We start from the raw sequence: 15,645 nt of genomic DNA on the forward strand, positions 1-15,645 counted from the left end.
ATGGAAAAAATTCGCTTTGCTGTTATAGGGCAGGGGCATATCGGTAAACGACATGCCGAGATGGTTCGCCGCAATCCGCAAGCTGAATTGATAGCCGTTTGCGATATTCTTCCAAAAGAGAAGCTTGGTGTTGAAGGCAATCCTGAAACATTCTATTCTTCGATCGATGAGCTATTAGACAATGAAGCAGATATTGATGTAGTCAATATCTGCGTTCCAAACGGTCTTCATGCAAATTATGCACTAAAAGCACTTGATCGCGGCAAACATGTTGTAATAGAGAAACCTATGGCTCTTTCAAAATGGGATGCAGAACAAGTTCTGTCCCGGAGTCTTGAGGTGGGACGTCATGTGTTTTGTGTCATGCAGAATCGCTATTCTCCACCTTCTGCCTGGTTAAAGGAGGTAGTCGATAGCGGTATTCTGGGCCAGATATATTCAGTTCATCTAAATTGTTTCTGGAATCGAGACGGAAGATACTACAAACCCGGAAACTGGCACGGTGATGCAGAAATGGATGGGGGAACTCTCTTTACGCAGTTTTCTCATTTCGTGGATATCATGTACTGGCTTTTTGGGGATATTACGAACATCAAAGGCTCTTTTCATGACTTCAATCACCAGTCGCTCACAGCATTTGAGGACAGCGGAACGATTCTTTTCGATTTCATCAAAGGAGGAGCGGGATGCCTGAACTACTCAACAGCTGTATGGGACAAGAACCTGGAAAGCAGTCTGACCATCATTGCACAGAATGGCTCAATTAAAGTAGCCGGACAGTACATGAACGAAGTGGAATATTGCCATATTAAAGATTATGTAATGCCTGAGCTCGCTCCATCCAATCCCCCGAATGATTATGGTGCCTATAAAGGTTCTGCACAGAATCATCATTATGTGATTCAGAATGTGATAGATAAGCTGAAAGAGAATGCTTCAATCACAACCAATGTATTAGATGGTTTGAAAGTAGTAGATATCATCGAACGAATATATAAAGAAAGGGATGCCAAATAAAGCATCCCTTTCTTTACATATACATCCTTGAAACCAGGAATTCCACAAATAGATTTTTTATAAAAAAGCAGCTCGATGCAAGAAAGTTTGCATCGAGCTTATATTATGACAATGTTTATCTAGTCTTTCAAAGAGTTATATATCAAAATTGGAAGAAGTTTTTAGCGTTGTTATAACTAATATCTTCAACCATCTGTCCGATGAATTTCATTTCAGATGCAGGAAGTTCACCATTCTCTATGTCACGACCTATCAGATTACACAAGGTACGACGGAAATATTCGTGACGCGGGTATGACGTAAAACTGCGCGAATCTGTCAGCATACCCACAAAACGGCTTAATAATCCCAGTACCGAAAGTGCGTTCATTTGTTTTTCCATGCCATCTTTCTGGTCGAGGAACCACCAACCAGAACCAAACTGTATCTTTCCCGGAATCTTTCCATCCTGGAAATTCCCAATCATGGTGGCAATCACTTCATTGGCACATGGATTAAGATTATATAGAATTGTTTTTGTTAGTTTTCCTTCATAATCCAAGTGATTCAGGAATTTAGACATCGATTTAGCGGTATTGAACTCGCCTATAGAATCGAATCCGGTGTCAGCACCAATCAGGTTAAACATTCGTTTATTATTATTGCGGATTGTTCCATAATGAAACTGCTGAGTCCATCCTTTTTCCCAATCCATTTCAGCAAATATAATAAGCATGGCAGATTTATATTTCAAAATCTCCTCCTGCGTCAGATTTGTTCCACCATACACCTTATTAAAGATAGCTTTAATTTCTTCTTCAGTATAATCTTCGGCATAAAACTCTTCAATGCCGTGGTCGGAAAGTTTGCAACCTTGGCTTGCAAAGAAATCGTGACGTACTTTCAATGCTGAAATAACATCATCAAACGTACTAATAGTGACACCACTCACTTCAGACAGTTTTTCTATATAAGCACGAAAATCTGACGGTATTTCTACAGCCATCGCCTTATCCGGACGCCATGTAGGAAGCATTTTTGTTTCAAAGCCGCTTTTTCTTGTGGCAATATGGTATTCCAACGAATCAATCGGATCATCAGTTGTGCAAACAACCTCCACTTTATAACGTCGCATCATTCCTCTTGCTGAATATTCAGGCAAAGCCAGTTTGGCATTACACTCTTCAAATATTTCGCGGGCACTCTCCTTATTTAAAATTTTATCAATCCCAAAGGCTGATTTAAGTTCAAGATGAGTCCAGTGATACAAGGGATTACGCATTGTATAAGGCACAGTTTCTGCCCATTTTTCAAATTTCTCCCAATCAGAAGTGTCTGCTCCGGTACAATAGCGTTCGTCAATGCCATTGGTACGCATAGCACGCCATTTATAATGATCGCCTCCCAGCCAAATTTCTGTCAGTGAACGAAACTGATGATCGTCGGCAACCATTTTAGGTACTAAATGGCAATGGTAATCAATTATAGGCATTTTAGCAGCATGCTGATGGTAAAGTTCTTGCGCAGTTTTGGTTTGCAACAAGAAATTTTCATCCATAAAGTTTTTCATGTAATTAGTGTGTTTATTAAATTATTTCATTATCCGTTATCGCACACGAATGTAGGAATTAAAATTAAATTCGCAAAACAATTCATAATCTCATTAACCAAAATTTAGCATAATTACAAACAAATTTACATCACATCTTTTTATACGATGAAGGTTGCTAAATCTAAATGCAACAATAAGCAGATTTTAAGATGATTAATACTATAATCATGCAAAATCAGTTACAATAAATTAATGAGAATATTTCAAGAATTATAAATCCGAAGAGGTGAGGAGTTTTAAATAAATAAAGAAGCAAATAGATAAAGGAATAATAGCTTGAAAATAAAAATGAAGAAAATGATTGCTTATTCACGATTTAACCGTATATTTGTAGTCAATTTTTCTCATATTAATGAAAATAAAGGAAATCGTAAGCGCCCTTGAAAGGTTCGCGCCTCTGCCTTTGCAAGACGGATTTGATAATGCCGGATTACAAATTGGGTTGACAGAAGCGGAAGCAACAGGGGCTTTGTTGTGTCTTGACGTTACTGAATCGGTCATCGATGAAGCAATTTCGTTGGGATACAATCTAGTTATATCCCATCATCCGCTTATTTTCAAAGGATATAAATCTATCACAGGAAAAGATTATGTGGAAAGATGCATCCTGAAAGCAATTAAGCACGATATAGTTATTTATTCTGCTCACACCAACCTGGATAATGCACAAGGAGGTGTGAATTATAAAATTGCTGAGAAAATTGGATTAAAAAATGTACATATTCTTTCGGAGAAGGAAGATTCATTATTAAAACTAGTCACGTTTGTTCCTCTTGAATTTGCTGATAAAGTAAGACAAGCATTATTTGATGCTGGTTGCGGACACATAGGCAACTATGATTCATGCAGTTACAATCTGGAAGGAGAGGGTACATTCCGGGCTAACGAAGGAACGAATCCATTCTGTGGAAAAGTTGGAGAATTGCATACAGAAAAGGAAGTTAGGATTGAAACAATTCTACCATCCTTTAAAAGGAACACAGTACTGCGTACATTGATTGCAACACATCCGTACGAAGAACCTGCATTTGACTTTTACTCTCTGAAAAATTCCTGGTCGCAGGCAGGGGCAGGGGTTGTTGGCGAATTAGAGAACCCATTAACTGAGCTTGAATTTCTGAAACTACTGAAAGATCGGTTCGATGTTGAATGCATAAAACACAATCAACTTACTGGCCGGATAATTAAGAAAGTTGCTTTATGTGGAGGGGCAGGGGCCTTTCTTCTTCCGGAAGCAATCCACTGTAATTCTGATGTTTATATAACCGGTGAAATTCGTTATCATGATTATTTTGGTCATGAAAATGAAATTTTGATGACCGAAATTGGGCATTATGAGAGTGAACAATATACTAAAGAGATTTTTTATTCAGTAATACAGAGTTTATTTCCTGATTTTAATATACATCTAAGTAAAATAAATACCAATCCCATAAAATATTTTAAATAATATGGCTAAAGAAGTTAAAAACGAACCGAAAGAATTGACGGTAGAACAAAAGCTTAAAGCATTGTATCAACTGCAGACTATGCTTTCTGAGATTGACAAGATTAAGACTCTGAGAGGTGAACTTCCTCTTGAAGTACAAGATCTGGAAGATGAAGTTGCCGGCTTAAATACTCGCATTGAGAAAATTAAGGCTGAAATCAGTGAGCTTAAATCGTCTATTGCTGCAAAGAAAATTGAAATTGAAGCAGCTAAAGCTTCTGTTGAGAAATATAAATCTCAACAAGAAAATGTTCGTAATAACCGTGAATTCGATTTCTTATCCAAAGAGATAGAATTCCAAATACTGGAAATTGAACTTTGCGAAAAAAGAATCAAAGAATTTACTGCTGAAGAGAAATTAAAAAGCGAAGAGGTAGTAAAGAGTTCTGAGACATTGGAAGAAAGACAACAAGATCTTACTGTTAAAAAGAATGAGCTTGAAGAAATTATTTCTGAAACAAAACAAGAAGAAGAAAAGCTCAGAGAAAAAGCAAAAATGCTTGAAACAACAATTGAACCTCGTTTATTACAGGCATTTAAACGTATTCGTAAGAATTCCCGCAACGGACTTGGAGTTGTTTATGTAGAACGTGATGCATGCGGTGGTTGCTTTAACAAAATCCCGCCCCAGAGACAGTTGGATATTCGCATGCGCAAAAAAATCATTGTTTGTGAATACTGCGGTCGTATCATGATTGACCCTGAACTAGCAGGAGTTGAGGTAGAACGTCCATCATCTAAATAAATTAGCAAGAGAGAGATTAAAAGTTACTCTCCGGATATAAAGGAGTTATATTGTGTAACTTTTCAATAATACAAAGAGCCATTTTCAATCCATAATATTGATTGAAAATGGCTCTTTTGTCATTGCAAGAAATCGAACTGTAACTTTTGTTTTCTGCTTTGAACTTAAATTATGCCTTCACACATCTTGCGACGTATAGAGTACTACATTACAAAGGCTGCATAAAATTGTTGTCTAACAGAAAGAAAGATCTTATAACGACTGGTAATCAGGGAGTTCATCTAAGAAAGTATAAGTTTGATTTTCGTAATCCATCTTGCAGCAGAAATGATTCATCCCGTTGCTTACAATAAGATAGTCTACCTTAAGTACAAAGTTGTAATTCGTAATCTGGTTAAATACTGCCTGAGTGATCGGTACCTGAGGAGCTTTATACTCTATTATCATTCTTGCAGAAAGATCGCGCTTATAGAGTACTGTATCACAACGCTTTTTGGTACCATTTAAATGTAAAAGTACTTCATTAGCCATTAGGGCAGAAGGATATCCTTTATAGTTAATTAGAAATTGTACAAAATGCTGACGTACCCATTCTTCTGGAGTCAGTGCAACATAACGTCGTCTTATCTGATCAAAAATAACTTTCTTACCATTGCGTACAGCTATTTTAGTCTCATATTTTGGTAGGTTTAATGATAACATTTATTATTTTTGTAAATTAATGAATGGATCCATCGGGTCATAAACCACAAAATTAGCAGATAATTATGAAAACGAAGCAAGAAATTGTAGCAAATTGGCTCCCTCGTTACACAAAACGGAACCTGGAAGATTTTACTGATTACATTTTACTGACTAATTTCAATAAGTATGTAGAAATATTTGCCGAAAAGTTTGATGTTCCGGTAATAGGCCGGGATGCCAACATGACTTCGGCCAGTGCAAACGGAATCACAATTATCAATTTTGGCATGGGAAGTCCCAATGCTGCCATTATCATGGATCTACTCGGCGCCATTCATCCAAAGGCTTGTCTTTTCCTTGGAAAATGTGGAGGCATTGATAAGAAAAATCAGTTAGGAGATCTGATACTTCCTATTGCCGCTATCAGAGGTGAAGGTACATCAAATGATTATTTCCCACCTGAAGTTCCGGCTTTACCTTCGTTTATGCTACAACGTGCAGTTTCGTCTTCTATCCGAGATTATGGTAAAGATTATTGGACCGGGACAGTTTATACAACTAACCGGAGAATCTGGGAACACGACGAGGCATTTAAGGAATATCTGCTCAAAACCCGTGCCATGGCTGTAGATATGGAGACAGCAACTCTATTCAGTACTGGATTTGCTAATCATATTCCAACCGGTGCGTTACTCCTTGTTTCTGACCAACCCATGACTCCGGAAGGAATTAAAACAGACAAAAGCGATAGTATGGTCACAAATACTTTTGTACAAGATCATGTTGATATTGGAATCGCATCTTTACGAATGATCATCGATCAAAAGAAAACGGTTAAGCATCTTAAATACGAATAACATATTAAATGGCAAAACAAGAAATTACATACGAGGATATACTCAAAGAGCTAAAAGCAAAGCAATACAGACCCATTTATTATTTAATGGGAGAAGAGCCATATTACATTGACCTCATTTCAGACTATATCATAGATAATATTCTGACTGAATCAGAGAAGGAATTCAATCTGTCTGTAGTTTATGGCGCAGATGTAGATATTGCGACTATTATAAATGCGGCAAAAAGATATCCGATGATGTCTGAATATCAGGTTGTTGTGGTTAAAGAGGCGCAGAACATAAAAAACATGGACGAGCTGAGCTACTATCTCCAGAAACCTTTAAACTCAACAATTCTTGTGATATGCCACAAACACGGTTCTATTGATAAACGGAAAAAACTGGCTGCAGAAATTGAGAAAGCAGGTATTCTTTTTGAGTCGAAGAAAATAAAAGATAATATGCTTCCAGGTTTTATTGCATTGTACTTAAAGAAAAGAGGGATTGACATAGAGCAAAAATCTTCAGCAATGATTGCTGATTTCGTTGGAACTGATTTAAGCCGTCTGACAGGAGAGCTTGAGAAATTGATTATTACGATGCCAGCCGGACAAAAGCGAATAACTCCTGAACAGATTGAGAAGAATATCGGGATAAGCAAGGATTTTAATAATTTTGAACTTAAAAATGCTCTTTTAGAAAGAGATGTGCTTAAGGCAAATCGAATAATAAAATATTTTGCAGAAAATCCTAAAGCAAACCCGATTCAAATGTCTCTCTCTATACTTTTTAATTTTTTCTCAAATTTAATGTTGGCTTATTACGCACCTGAAAAATCAGAACAAGGAATAGCTCAGCAGTTAGGGCTCAAATCTCCATGGCAAGCAAAAGAATACATCAATGCCATGCAAAAATTCAGTGGAGTAAAGGTTATGCAAATTATTGGAGAAATAAGAAATTGTGACGCAAAATCGAAAGGAGTGGGAAACTCAGGAACTGCTCAAGGAGATTTACTTCGTGAATTAGTGTATAAAATTCTTCATTGATCAAAAGTATATATACAACCTATATGAATCATAAAGGATAAAATGAGGCTTAAAGTCTATAAGCCACGGAACATACATACGATCAATAAAAGCATAAAGCCTTCCATTGCGAAGGCTTTTTTATTTCATATTCTCATTTGACTTACCAATGCAGCTCTAACAGGTGAATAATGATAAATAATTGCGCTTTAGAGTGATTATTAATCAAATATAGGCTTGAATTGCTAGAACAAGAAAAATTATAAACCTGAAAATAGGTTTTATCACTTTGTATATCATGTCATTATATCATATTTAAGGCCCTCAGAATTGGTTATTTGACTTTTATCCGCCCATTACCAAGGAATTTCTAAGCATTTACGTATTTTGTATTATAGACACAGTATGTATATTCTTGTTGGAAGCTGATTCGAGCAAATAAATCCTTCAATTCTATTATTCACTAGTTAAGTATAGAACAATACAGAACTGAAAGAGGGTAGACTCTCTATCAGAGTTAACTGATATTTCGTAAAAAAATTGACTGCCAGGAACAGATAGAATACTGATTATATGCACGCCCTTTCAGATATGTGAGAAGTACTATGTGAAGAGTACTTTATACATAATCTGAAAATAACACTGATAAATGGAATTCAAAAGTGAATTTTCATTTTTAGAGGTGATTTTCGGCATTTTACAGCCCAATTTACTAGAATAAAAGATATTTCAAACCTAAAAATAGGGGTTATTTCATTATACAACAATGACTTATACTAATAATAAGGCTTTTAGAATCGAATATTAGTCATATACTATCCATATATATGGAAATATTTTAAGGAATCGTTTTTGGGGCGAAACATTTGTCAATGGCTAGCATCACTATTATTACTCTAAAAAATATTCTCATTTACAATTTACATAAGTGAATACATTCGTAAAATATAGCTTGTTTTACAAATGTAACATTGGACATATGTGCTAATTTGCAGATACATTTATATATTCTACAGGTGTAAACACATTTGTAACCTATGTGTTTTACATAAATAAACCTTCTGCTACATTTATGTTATACCCGCTTTTTAAAGGATAGAACTTATAGTTATTAACAATATTGTCAGTAAGTTATCTATTTTTAATGAATAATAACTATAAAATCGATAAAAATTTAATATTAACATCTGTGATATCATCTTATATAAGAGGTGCATATAATATGTAATAGTCTATATATTAGTTATTTACATGTGTAATATAAACTAATACTTTTAGCTGATTTATCCTGTATTATAGTAATACACACCTATACTTGATACATTTGTTATTTATAAGGTATATTTGTAAATGTAAATTAGAAACAAATGTAATTTGCATATGTGAATTTTATTTGCTACATTTGTAGAGTTATAATTCACAATCAGAAATTCACATTTATATCTTATATAAAGACTCAAGATGAAAGACAGAATTGAAGCTATAATGAGAAAGGAACATCTTACTCCATCCTCATTTGCTGAAGCCATAGAAATTCAGCGTTCGACATTGACTCATATATTACGTGGAAGAAATAACCCTAGCTTGGATGTGGTTATGAAAATTCATCAACGATTTAAGTATGTGAATCTGGATTGGCTTTTGTATGGAACTGGTAACATGGTGAGCCAGGAGAAGTCAAATATTGATTTTCAACCCTCTTTATTTAATGAGAATCCTGAAAATCCGACCAATCTCCCAGCTGAAACAGAATATCGCAAGGAAATCGCCTTAAGAAACACCGAAATAACCACTAATGAGCCTGTAAAAGAGGAAGTTAGATACATAGAAAGACCACGTAGAAAAATTACTGAAATAAGAATTTTCTATGATGATAACACCTTTGAGATCTTTAAAGGCGAAAATATGCCCCCATTATAATTAAATGAGGATAGGAAAATTAAAATTTGGGTAAAATGGCGTATCTTTGTATCCCGAACGAGAATTATCCTATTCATGAAGAAAATGATTTTAGATTTAACGGTCACAGACAACATTCAGTTAAATCCTAACTATGTGTTGATCAAAATGACCTCTCAGGAAATTTTGCCGGAAATGATTCCCGGACAGTTTGCTGAGATAAGAATAGACGGTTCGCCTACTACTTTTCTGCGCCGTCCTATTTCAATTAATTATGTAGACAGAACCACAAATGAGGTCTGGTTTCTTGTACAATTGGTTGGTGACGGAACCCGCACACTGGCCAAAGTCGCTAAAGGAGACATTGTTAATGTGGTACTGCCACTTGGTAATGGCTTTACAATTCCAAATGAACCTTCCGACAAGCTACTACTGGTAGGCGGAGGTGTAGGAACCGCCCCTCTGCTCTATCTTGGAGAGAAATTACTGGCAAAAGGCTGTAAACCAACCTTCCTTTTGGGAGCACGCTCTGCCAACGACCTGCTTCAGCTAGAAGATTTTGCCCGATTCGGAGAGGTTTATACTACAACGGAAGACGGCAGTGCCGGAGAAAAAGGCTATGTAACCCAACACTCCATCCTGAATAAGCAACAATTTGAAAGAATTTACACCTGTGGTCCTAAACCAATGATGGTGGCCGTTGCCAAATATGCCAAAGCAAATAACATTGAATGCGAAGTCTCCTTGGAGAATAAGATGGCATGCGGTGTAGGCGCCTGCCTGTGCTGCGTTGAGAATACTGTAGACGAAGGGCACATATGTGTATGCACAGAAGGACCGGTTTTAAATATAAAGAAGTTGCTATGGCAGATTTAAGTGTAAATATTGGTGAACTAAAAATGAAAAATCCGGTGATGACAGCATCGGGTACATTTGGATACGGTGATGAGTTTGCAGACTTCATTGATCTGGAACAAATTGGTGGTATAATTGTGAAAGGAACAACCCTTTACAAACGTGAAGGAAACCCATATCCGCGTATGGCAGAGACCCCTTCGGGCATGTTAAACGCTGTGGGACTGCAAAATAAGGGTGTAGACTACTTTGTTGAAAACATATATCCGAATATTAAGGATATTAATACCAACATGATTGTTAATGTTTCGGGATCTGCTATTGAAGATTACGTAAAAACAGCCGAAATCATCAACGAACTTGTAAATATTCCCGCCATCGAACTCAATATTTCCTGCCCTAATGTGAAACAAGGCGGAATGGCATTCGGGGTAACTGCATGTGGCGCCAATGAGGTAGTAAAAGCTGTTCGTGCTGTTTACAAAAAGACGCTCATCGTTAAGTTGTCGCCTAATGTAACAGATATTACCGAGATTGCCCGCGCTGCTGAAGATGCTGGCGCCGATAGTGTTTCATTGATAAACACCTTATTGGGTATGGCTATTGATGCCGAAAGCCGCACCCCGCTATTATCAACTGTAACCGGTGGGTTAAGCGGCCCTGCTGTGAAACCCATTGCTCTTCGCATGGTATGGCAGGTGGCTAAAGCGGTAAAAATCCCTGTAATCGGCTTGGGAGGCATTATGAACTGGAAAGATGCGGTAGAATTTATGCTTGCCGGTGCATCTGCCATCCAGATTGGAACAGCCAACTTTATCGACCCGGCAGTTACTGTGAAAGTCGTAGATGGTATAAATGATTACTTAGACAGACACGGATATTCTTCCGTTAAGGATATCATCGGTGCTTTGGAAGTTTAATAGGATTATTAAACAAATTCAAGCCCTAAACTAAGATATTTATTCAGGTTATTTTTCTGAAAAGACCTACAGCTTATAAACAAAAGGTGTACACTCTAAAATACTTAGATGTACACCTTTTTATTTTTACCTCTACATTAAAAATTAAAGCATTGGCGAATAATCCCCTTAGCATTCACCTATAAACTGCTTTGTCAACGAAATATTTTGATAGATCGACTACTCAAGCAGGTCCGGTCTCAGGCGCTTGGTTCTTTCAATCGACTGCGAAAGTTCCCATTCCTTAATTTTTGCTTCGTGCCCTGAAAGTAAAACATCCGGAACTTTCCATCCATTATAATCGGCCGGTCGGGTATAAACCGGAGGTGCCAGCAGGTTGTCCTGGAAAGAATCGGATAGCGCCGATTGTTCATCGGAAATAACACCCGGAATGATGCGAACGATAGCATCGGCTATTACGGAGGCAGCCAATTCGCCACCCGTTAAAACATAATCGCCTATGCTGATTTCCTTTGTGATAAAGTGTTCACGGATGCGATAATCAATTCCTTTAAAATGTCCGCAAAGAATAATCAGGTTACCGGCCAATGAAAGTTTGTTTGCCATCTTTTGGTCGAACTGTTCACCGTCGGGAGTAGTAAAAATAACCTCGTCGTACTCTCTTTCCGCTTTCAATGAATTTATACATCTTTCAATCGGCTCAATTTTCATCACCATGCCGGCACATCCTCCAAACGGATAATCGTCAACCTTGTGATGCTTGTCCGTAGTATAATCGCGGAGATTATGAATATGTATTTCGGCCAGACCTTTCTTCTGCGCCCTCTTCATAATGGAGCAATTGAAGAACCCCTCAATCATTTCGGGTAAAACTGTAATTATATCAATGCGCATAGCTCTATAATTTTTTGCAAAAGTACAAATAATTATGCTTGGAGATGGCAGATATTACTGAAGAAAATAGCTATTTTTGTCCAAAACAACCCTACGAGTATGACTATAAAGGAAAAAATAGAGCAATTGCGTGCTGAACTGCATCGCCACAACCATAATTACTACTTATTAAGCGCACCAAAAATTTCCGACCGTGAATATGACCGACTACTGAAAGAACTCCAGGAGTTGGAAGAACAGTATCCGGAATACATGGACGAAAATTCGCCGACCATGCGTGTTGGAAGTGATTTGAATAAGAACTTCACGCAGGTACCCCACAAATATCCGATGCTTTCGCTGGGAAACACCTATTCAGAATCTGAAGTGACCGATTTTTACGAAAGGGTTCGCAAAGCGCTGAACGAGGATTTTGAAATTTGCTGCGAAATAAAGTATGACGGAACCTCCATTTCTCTGACCTATGTTGACGGAAAACTGGTTAGAGCTGTTACCAGAGGTGACGGAGAAAAGGGAGATGATGTAACTGACAACGTGAAAACAATAAAAACCATCCCACTGGTTCTTCACGGAACGGATTATCCTCAGGAATTCGAGATTCGCGGAGAGATTCTAATGCCTTGGGAGGTTTTCGAAGAACTTAACCGCGAGAAAGAGGCGCGCGAGGAAGCACTCTTTGCCAATCCGAGAAATGCCGCATCGGGTACTTTAAAACTGCAAAATTCGTCGGTAGTGGCTTCCCGGAAACTGGATGCTTATCTTTATTATCTGTTGGGGGAAGAACTGCCCACCGACGGACATTTTGAGAACCTCCAAGCCGCTCAAAACTGGGGATTTAAGATTTCGGAAGCCGTCCGGAAATGTAAAACGCTGCAAGAAGTGTTCGATTTCATCAGCTATTGGGATGTTGAACGTAAGAATCTGCCCGTTGCTTCCGATGGAATCGTACTGAAAGTCAATTCACTACGTCAGCAGAAGACGCTGGGCTACACAGCCAAGTCTCCCCGCTGGGCGATTGCATATAAATTTCAGGCCGAGCAGGCACTGACACGTCTCAACGAAGTTACGTTCCAGGTAGGAAGAACAGGAGCTGTAACTCCGGTGGCAAATCTGGACCCCGTTCAGCTTTCAGGAACCGTCGTTAAAAGGGCTTCGCTGCACAACGCCGACATCATTGAAGGTCTCGATCTTTATATCGGAGACATGGTTTACGTGGAGAAAGGCGGTGAAATCATCCCAAAAATTACGGGCGTAGATGTTAAATCCCGCTTTATGATCGGTGAAAAGGTGAAATTTATCACGAATTGTCCCGAATGTGGCTCAAAATTAGTGCGTTATGAAGGTGAAGCTGCTCACTATTGTCCTAACGACACCGATTGTCCCCCGCAGATAAAAGGGAAGATAGAGCACTTCATCAGTCGGAAAGCCATGAATATTGACGGAATGGGTCCCGAAACGGTAGATCTATTCTACAGACTCGGACTGGTTAGTTCGCCCGCAGATCTCTACACCCTTACCACCGACCAGATAAAAGGTTTGGAACGAATGGGCGAAAAGTCTGCCGAAAACATTGTTGCCGGGATTCAGGCATCGAAAGATGTGCCCTTCGAACGGGTGATTTTCGCCCTCGGAATTCGCTTTGTAGGCGAAACCGTTGCAAAGAAAATAGCCCGATCCTTCGCTTCAATCGAAGAACTGGAACAAGCAACAGTGGAAACACTGATTCAAGTGGAAGAAATCGGCGAAAAAATTGCTCAAAGCATAGTAAACTACTTCTCGGAAGAGAAAAACATTCAGCTAGTCAGCAGACTGAAGGAGGCAGGTCTACAGTTCACCCGGTCCGAGGAACACGAACAGGTGAGCGACACGCTCAAAGGGCTTTCCATCGTAATCAGCGGTGTATTTACACATCACTCACGCGATGAGTACAAAGAGATGATTGAAAAGAACGGCGGAAAGAACGTTGGCTCCATCTCTGCAAAGACAAGCTTTATTCTTGCCGGTGACAATATGGGTCCAAGCAAATTGGAGAAAGCCAAGAAATTAGGAATACGGATTGTAAGCGAAGAGGAGTTTTTAAAGCAAATATTGTAACCATTTAACACAGAATAAATATTTTTCCTCACTCTATGTATAGTAAAACTGGAAAATATTAGTACTTTTGTGCCATAAATCATTAAGATTATATATTCACTTATGATACAGTCAAAATTAAGAGGTATGGGTGTGGCATTCGTTACCCCATTCAAGGAAGACGAGAGCGTTGATTATGAGGCGATAATCAGACTGGTTGATTACCAGCTTCAGAACGGAACAGATTTTTTGGTTATTTTGGCAACAACTGCCGAAACACCGACTCTATCCGCTGAAGAAAAGATTAAAATCCAAAAAATAATCGTAGAACGCGTCAACGGCCAGATTCCAATTGTTTTGGGAGTTGGAGGTAATAACACCAGAGCCGTTGTTGAAACCCTTAAAAATGACGATTTTACAGGTATAGATGCTATCCTGTCGGTTGTTCCTTACTATAACAAACCCTCACAAGAAGGCATTTATCAACACTATAAGGCCATTGCAAACGCGACTGAACTCCCCATTATTCTCTACAATGTTCCGGGACGAACAGGCGTAAATATGACAGCGGAAACCACCCTTCGCCTTGCACGCGACTTCAAGAACATCGTTGCTATCAAGGAAGCTTCCGGAAATATCACACAGATGGACGACATTATCAAAAACAAACCTGATAACTTCAATGTACTTTCAGGAGATGATGGCATTACATATCCACTAATAGCACTTGGGGCTGTTGGTGTAATTTCCGTAATTGGGAATGCATTTCCCCGGGAATTCAGCAAAATGACACGCTTGGCTCTGGCAGGCGATTATCCAAATGCACTTTCTATCCATCACAATTTCACCGAATTGTTTGATTTACTCTTTATAGATGGTAATCCAGCCGGAGTAAAATCAATGCTCAACGCAATGGGACTGATTGAGAACAAACTTCGTTTACCCCTGGTACCTACCCGCATCACTACGTTTGAAAAGATTAGAAAGGTTCTGAATGAATTAAACATTAAGTGCTAAGCACACCTTAAGAAATATCCCTGGAATGGATTATTGAGTGACAGACATCTCCACCCAATAATCCATTTTTTAATTTCAGAATCAGCTTTACACCCTTCCTATATTAAGTCGTTTGTACACTGTTTACGCAAAGCAATAATGAAGATTCCGTAAAATCAACTGATTATCAAGATTATAAAAACGATCTTATCGTCCTGAAATTACTTACTAAAAAGAAGTCACACAGAAGTCACCGCTTATATTACATTGAATACAAGATAATTATCTTCAAAACGCGTGACTTGTGCGACTTGTGATACTTGTTTAAATTCAATATTATGTAGTAATAAAGATAAACCAGTAGCTTTTAGAAGGTAATTTAGGAGATTATTTCTGATCTTTAATTCTATAACAGTGTCTTTCAATTGTTTAAATTATCCCATTCCAGCGAATAGCTAGTATATTATAGTTCGATTTCATCGAATAGTGTAAAAAAAATCCGCTGCAAATAGCTATTTGCAGCGGATTTTTTCGTGACTCCGACAGGATTCAAACCTGTAACCTTCTGATCCGTAGTCAGATGCTCTATTCAGTTGAGCTACGGAGCCAATAAAATAA

Annotated in this window: 13 protein-coding genes and 1 tRNA gene; 10 read left to right on the top strand and 4 right to left on the bottom strand. The window is 38.1% G+C overall.

The features are described from left to right. Positions 1 to 1,017: a Gfo/Idh/MocA family protein gene (locus tag ABWU87_RS04540; protein ID WP_353333669.1), complete on the top strand. Its 1,017-nt coding sequence runs from the start codon at positions 1 to 3 to the stop codon at positions 1,015 to 1,017. A gap of 142 nt (positions 1,018 to 1,159) precedes the next feature. Here ABWU87_RS04540 and uxaC read toward each other — a convergent pair whose 3' ends face one another. After that, positions 1,160 to 2,566: a glucuronate isomerase gene (gene uxaC / locus ABWU87_RS04545; protein WP_353333670.1), complete on the bottom strand. Its 1,407-nt coding sequence runs from the start codon at positions 2,564 to 2,566 to the stop codon at positions 1,160 to 1,162. Positions 2,567 to 2,960: 394 nt separating this feature from the next. Here uxaC and ABWU87_RS04550 point away from each other — a divergent pair, with 394 nt between their 5' ends. Together ABWU87_RS04550 and ABWU87_RS04555 are read left to right on the top strand one after the other, a co-directional pair. Beyond that, complete coding sequence (locus ABWU87_RS04550; protein WP_353333672.1) at positions 2,961 to 4,058, top strand: Nif3-like dinuclear metal center hexameric protein; 1,098 nt, start codon at positions 2,961 to 2,963, stop codon at positions 4,056 to 4,058. Between the two features lies 1 nt (position 4,059). Next, a complete protein-coding gene (locus ABWU87_RS04555; protein WP_353333674.1) occupies positions 4,060 to 4,842 on the top strand; it encodes a zinc ribbon domain-containing protein in 783 nt (260 codons plus the stop codon). A gap of 252 nt (positions 4,843 to 5,094) precedes the next feature. Here ABWU87_RS04555 and ABWU87_RS04560 read toward each other — a convergent pair whose 3' ends face one another. Next, the gene (locus tag ABWU87_RS04560; RefSeq protein ID WP_353333676.1) at positions 5,095 to 5,544 is read right to left on the bottom strand and encodes a type I restriction enzyme HsdR N-terminal domain-containing protein; all 450 of its coding nucleotides are present in this window, start codon (positions 5,542 to 5,544) and stop codon (positions 5,095 to 5,097) included. Between the two features lie 65 nt (positions 5,545 to 5,609). Here ABWU87_RS04560 and ABWU87_RS04565 point away from each other — a divergent pair, with 65 nt between their 5' ends. The 5 genes from ABWU87_RS04565 to ABWU87_RS04585 all read left to right on the top strand — a co-directional run bounded on the left by ABWU87_RS04565 (position 5,610) and on the right by ABWU87_RS04585 (position 11,064). Further along, on the top strand, positions 5,610 to 6,383 hold the full coding sequence (locus ABWU87_RS04565) for an AMP nucleosidase (protein WP_353333678.1): 774 nt from the start codon (positions 5,610 to 5,612) through the stop codon (positions 6,381 to 6,383). A gap of 8 nt (positions 6,384 to 6,391) precedes the next feature. After that, positions 6,392 to 7,411: a DNA polymerase III subunit delta gene (gene holA, locus ABWU87_RS04570; protein ID WP_353333680.1), complete on the top strand. Its 1,020-nt coding sequence runs from the start codon at positions 6,392 to 6,394 to the stop codon at positions 7,409 to 7,411. Positions 7,412 to 8,851: 1,440 nt separating this feature from the next. Then, complete coding sequence (locus ABWU87_RS04575) at positions 8,852 to 9,310, top strand: helix-turn-helix domain-containing protein (RefSeq protein WP_353333682.1); 459 nt, start codon at positions 8,852 to 8,854, stop codon at positions 9,308 to 9,310. A gap of 75 nt (positions 9,311 to 9,385) precedes the next feature. After that, positions 9,386 to 10,165: a dihydroorotate dehydrogenase electron transfer subunit gene (locus tag ABWU87_RS04580; RefSeq protein WP_353333684.1), complete on the top strand. Its 780-nt coding sequence runs from the start codon at positions 9,386 to 9,388 to the stop codon at positions 10,163 to 10,165. Further along, a complete protein-coding gene (locus ABWU87_RS04585; RefSeq protein WP_353333686.1) occupies positions 10,153 to 11,064 on the top strand; it encodes a dihydroorotate dehydrogenase in 912 nt (303 codons plus the stop codon). The genes ABWU87_RS04580 and ABWU87_RS04585 overlap by 13 nt, the downstream gene beginning before the upstream one ends. A gap of 219 nt (positions 11,065 to 11,283) precedes the next feature. Here the strand turns inward: ABWU87_RS04585 and trmD are convergent, their stop codons facing one another. Next, entirely contained in the window at positions 11,284 to 11,958 is a 675-nt protein-coding gene (gene trmD / locus ABWU87_RS04590) for a tRNA (guanosine(37)-N1)-methyltransferase TrmD (protein ID WP_353333688.1), read from the bottom strand. A gap of 99 nt (positions 11,959 to 12,057) precedes the next feature. Between trmD and ligA the strand changes: the two genes are divergently transcribed. Next, positions 12,058 to 14,052: an NAD-dependent DNA ligase LigA gene (ligA, locus tag ABWU87_RS04595; protein WP_353333690.1), complete on the top strand. Its 1,995-nt coding sequence runs from the start codon at positions 12,058 to 12,060 to the stop codon at positions 14,050 to 14,052. A gap of 102 nt (positions 14,053 to 14,154) precedes the next feature. Next, a complete protein-coding gene (gene dapA / locus ABWU87_RS04600) occupies positions 14,155 to 15,048 on the top strand; it encodes a 4-hydroxy-tetrahydrodipicolinate synthase (protein ID WP_353333692.1) in 894 nt (297 codons plus the stop codon). 513 nt (positions 15,049 to 15,561) lie between these two features. On the opposite strand, the gene ABWU87_RS04605 is transcribed toward dapA, so the two are convergent. Then, a tRNA-Arg gene (locus ABWU87_RS04605) sits at positions 15,562 to 15,635 on the bottom strand. Between the last annotated feature and the right edge of the window lie 10 nt (positions 15,636 to 15,645).

The sequence above is a fragment of the Bacteroides sedimenti genome (genome assembly GCF_040365225.1).
Taxonomy (GTDB): Bacteria; Bacteroidota; Bacteroidia; order Bacteroidales; family Bacteroidaceae; genus Bacteroides; species Bacteroides sedimenti.

Bases quoted from the DNA above. Each gene is read 5' to 3' on its own strand.
- ABWU87_RS04540 (WP_353333669.1), top strand. From the start codon at position 1: ATGGAAAAAATTCGCTTTGCTGTTATAGGGCAGGGGCATATCGGTAAA.
- uxaC (WP_353333670.1), bottom strand. From the start codon at position 2,566: ATGAAAAACTTTATGGATGAAAATTTCTTGTTGCAAACCAAAACTGCG.
- ABWU87_RS04550 (WP_353333672.1), top strand. From the start codon at position 2,961: ATGAAAATAAAGGAAATCGTAAGCGCCCTTGAAAGGTTCGCGCCTCTG.
- ABWU87_RS04555 (WP_353333674.1), top strand. From the start codon at position 4,060: ATGGCTAAAGAAGTTAAAAACGAACCGAAAGAATTGACGGTAGAACAA.
- ABWU87_RS04560 (WP_353333676.1), bottom strand. From the start codon at position 5,544: ATGTTATCATTAAACCTACCAAAATATGAGACTAAAATAGCTGTACGC.
- ABWU87_RS04565 (WP_353333678.1), top strand. From the start codon at position 5,610: ATGAAAACGAAGCAAGAAATTGTAGCAAATTGGCTCCCTCGTTACACA.
- holA (WP_353333680.1), top strand. From the start codon at position 6,392: ATGGCAAAACAAGAAATTACATACGAGGATATACTCAAAGAGCTAAAA.
- ABWU87_RS04575 (WP_353333682.1), top strand. From the start codon at position 8,852: ATGAAAGACAGAATTGAAGCTATAATGAGAAAGGAACATCTTACTCCA.
- ABWU87_RS04580 (WP_353333684.1), top strand. From the start codon at position 9,386: ATGAAGAAAATGATTTTAGATTTAACGGTCACAGACAACATTCAGTTA.
- ABWU87_RS04585 (WP_353333686.1), top strand. From the start codon at position 10,153: ATGGCAGATTTAAGTGTAAATATTGGTGAACTAAAAATGAAAAATCCG.
- trmD (WP_353333688.1), bottom strand. From the start codon at position 11,958: ATGCGCATTGATATAATTACAGTTTTACCCGAAATGATTGAGGGGTTC.
- ligA (WP_353333690.1), top strand. From the start codon at position 12,058: ATGACTATAAAGGAAAAAATAGAGCAATTGCGTGCTGAACTGCATCGC.
- dapA (WP_353333692.1), top strand. From the start codon at position 14,155: ATGATACAGTCAAAATTAAGAGGTATGGGTGTGGCATTCGTTACCCCA.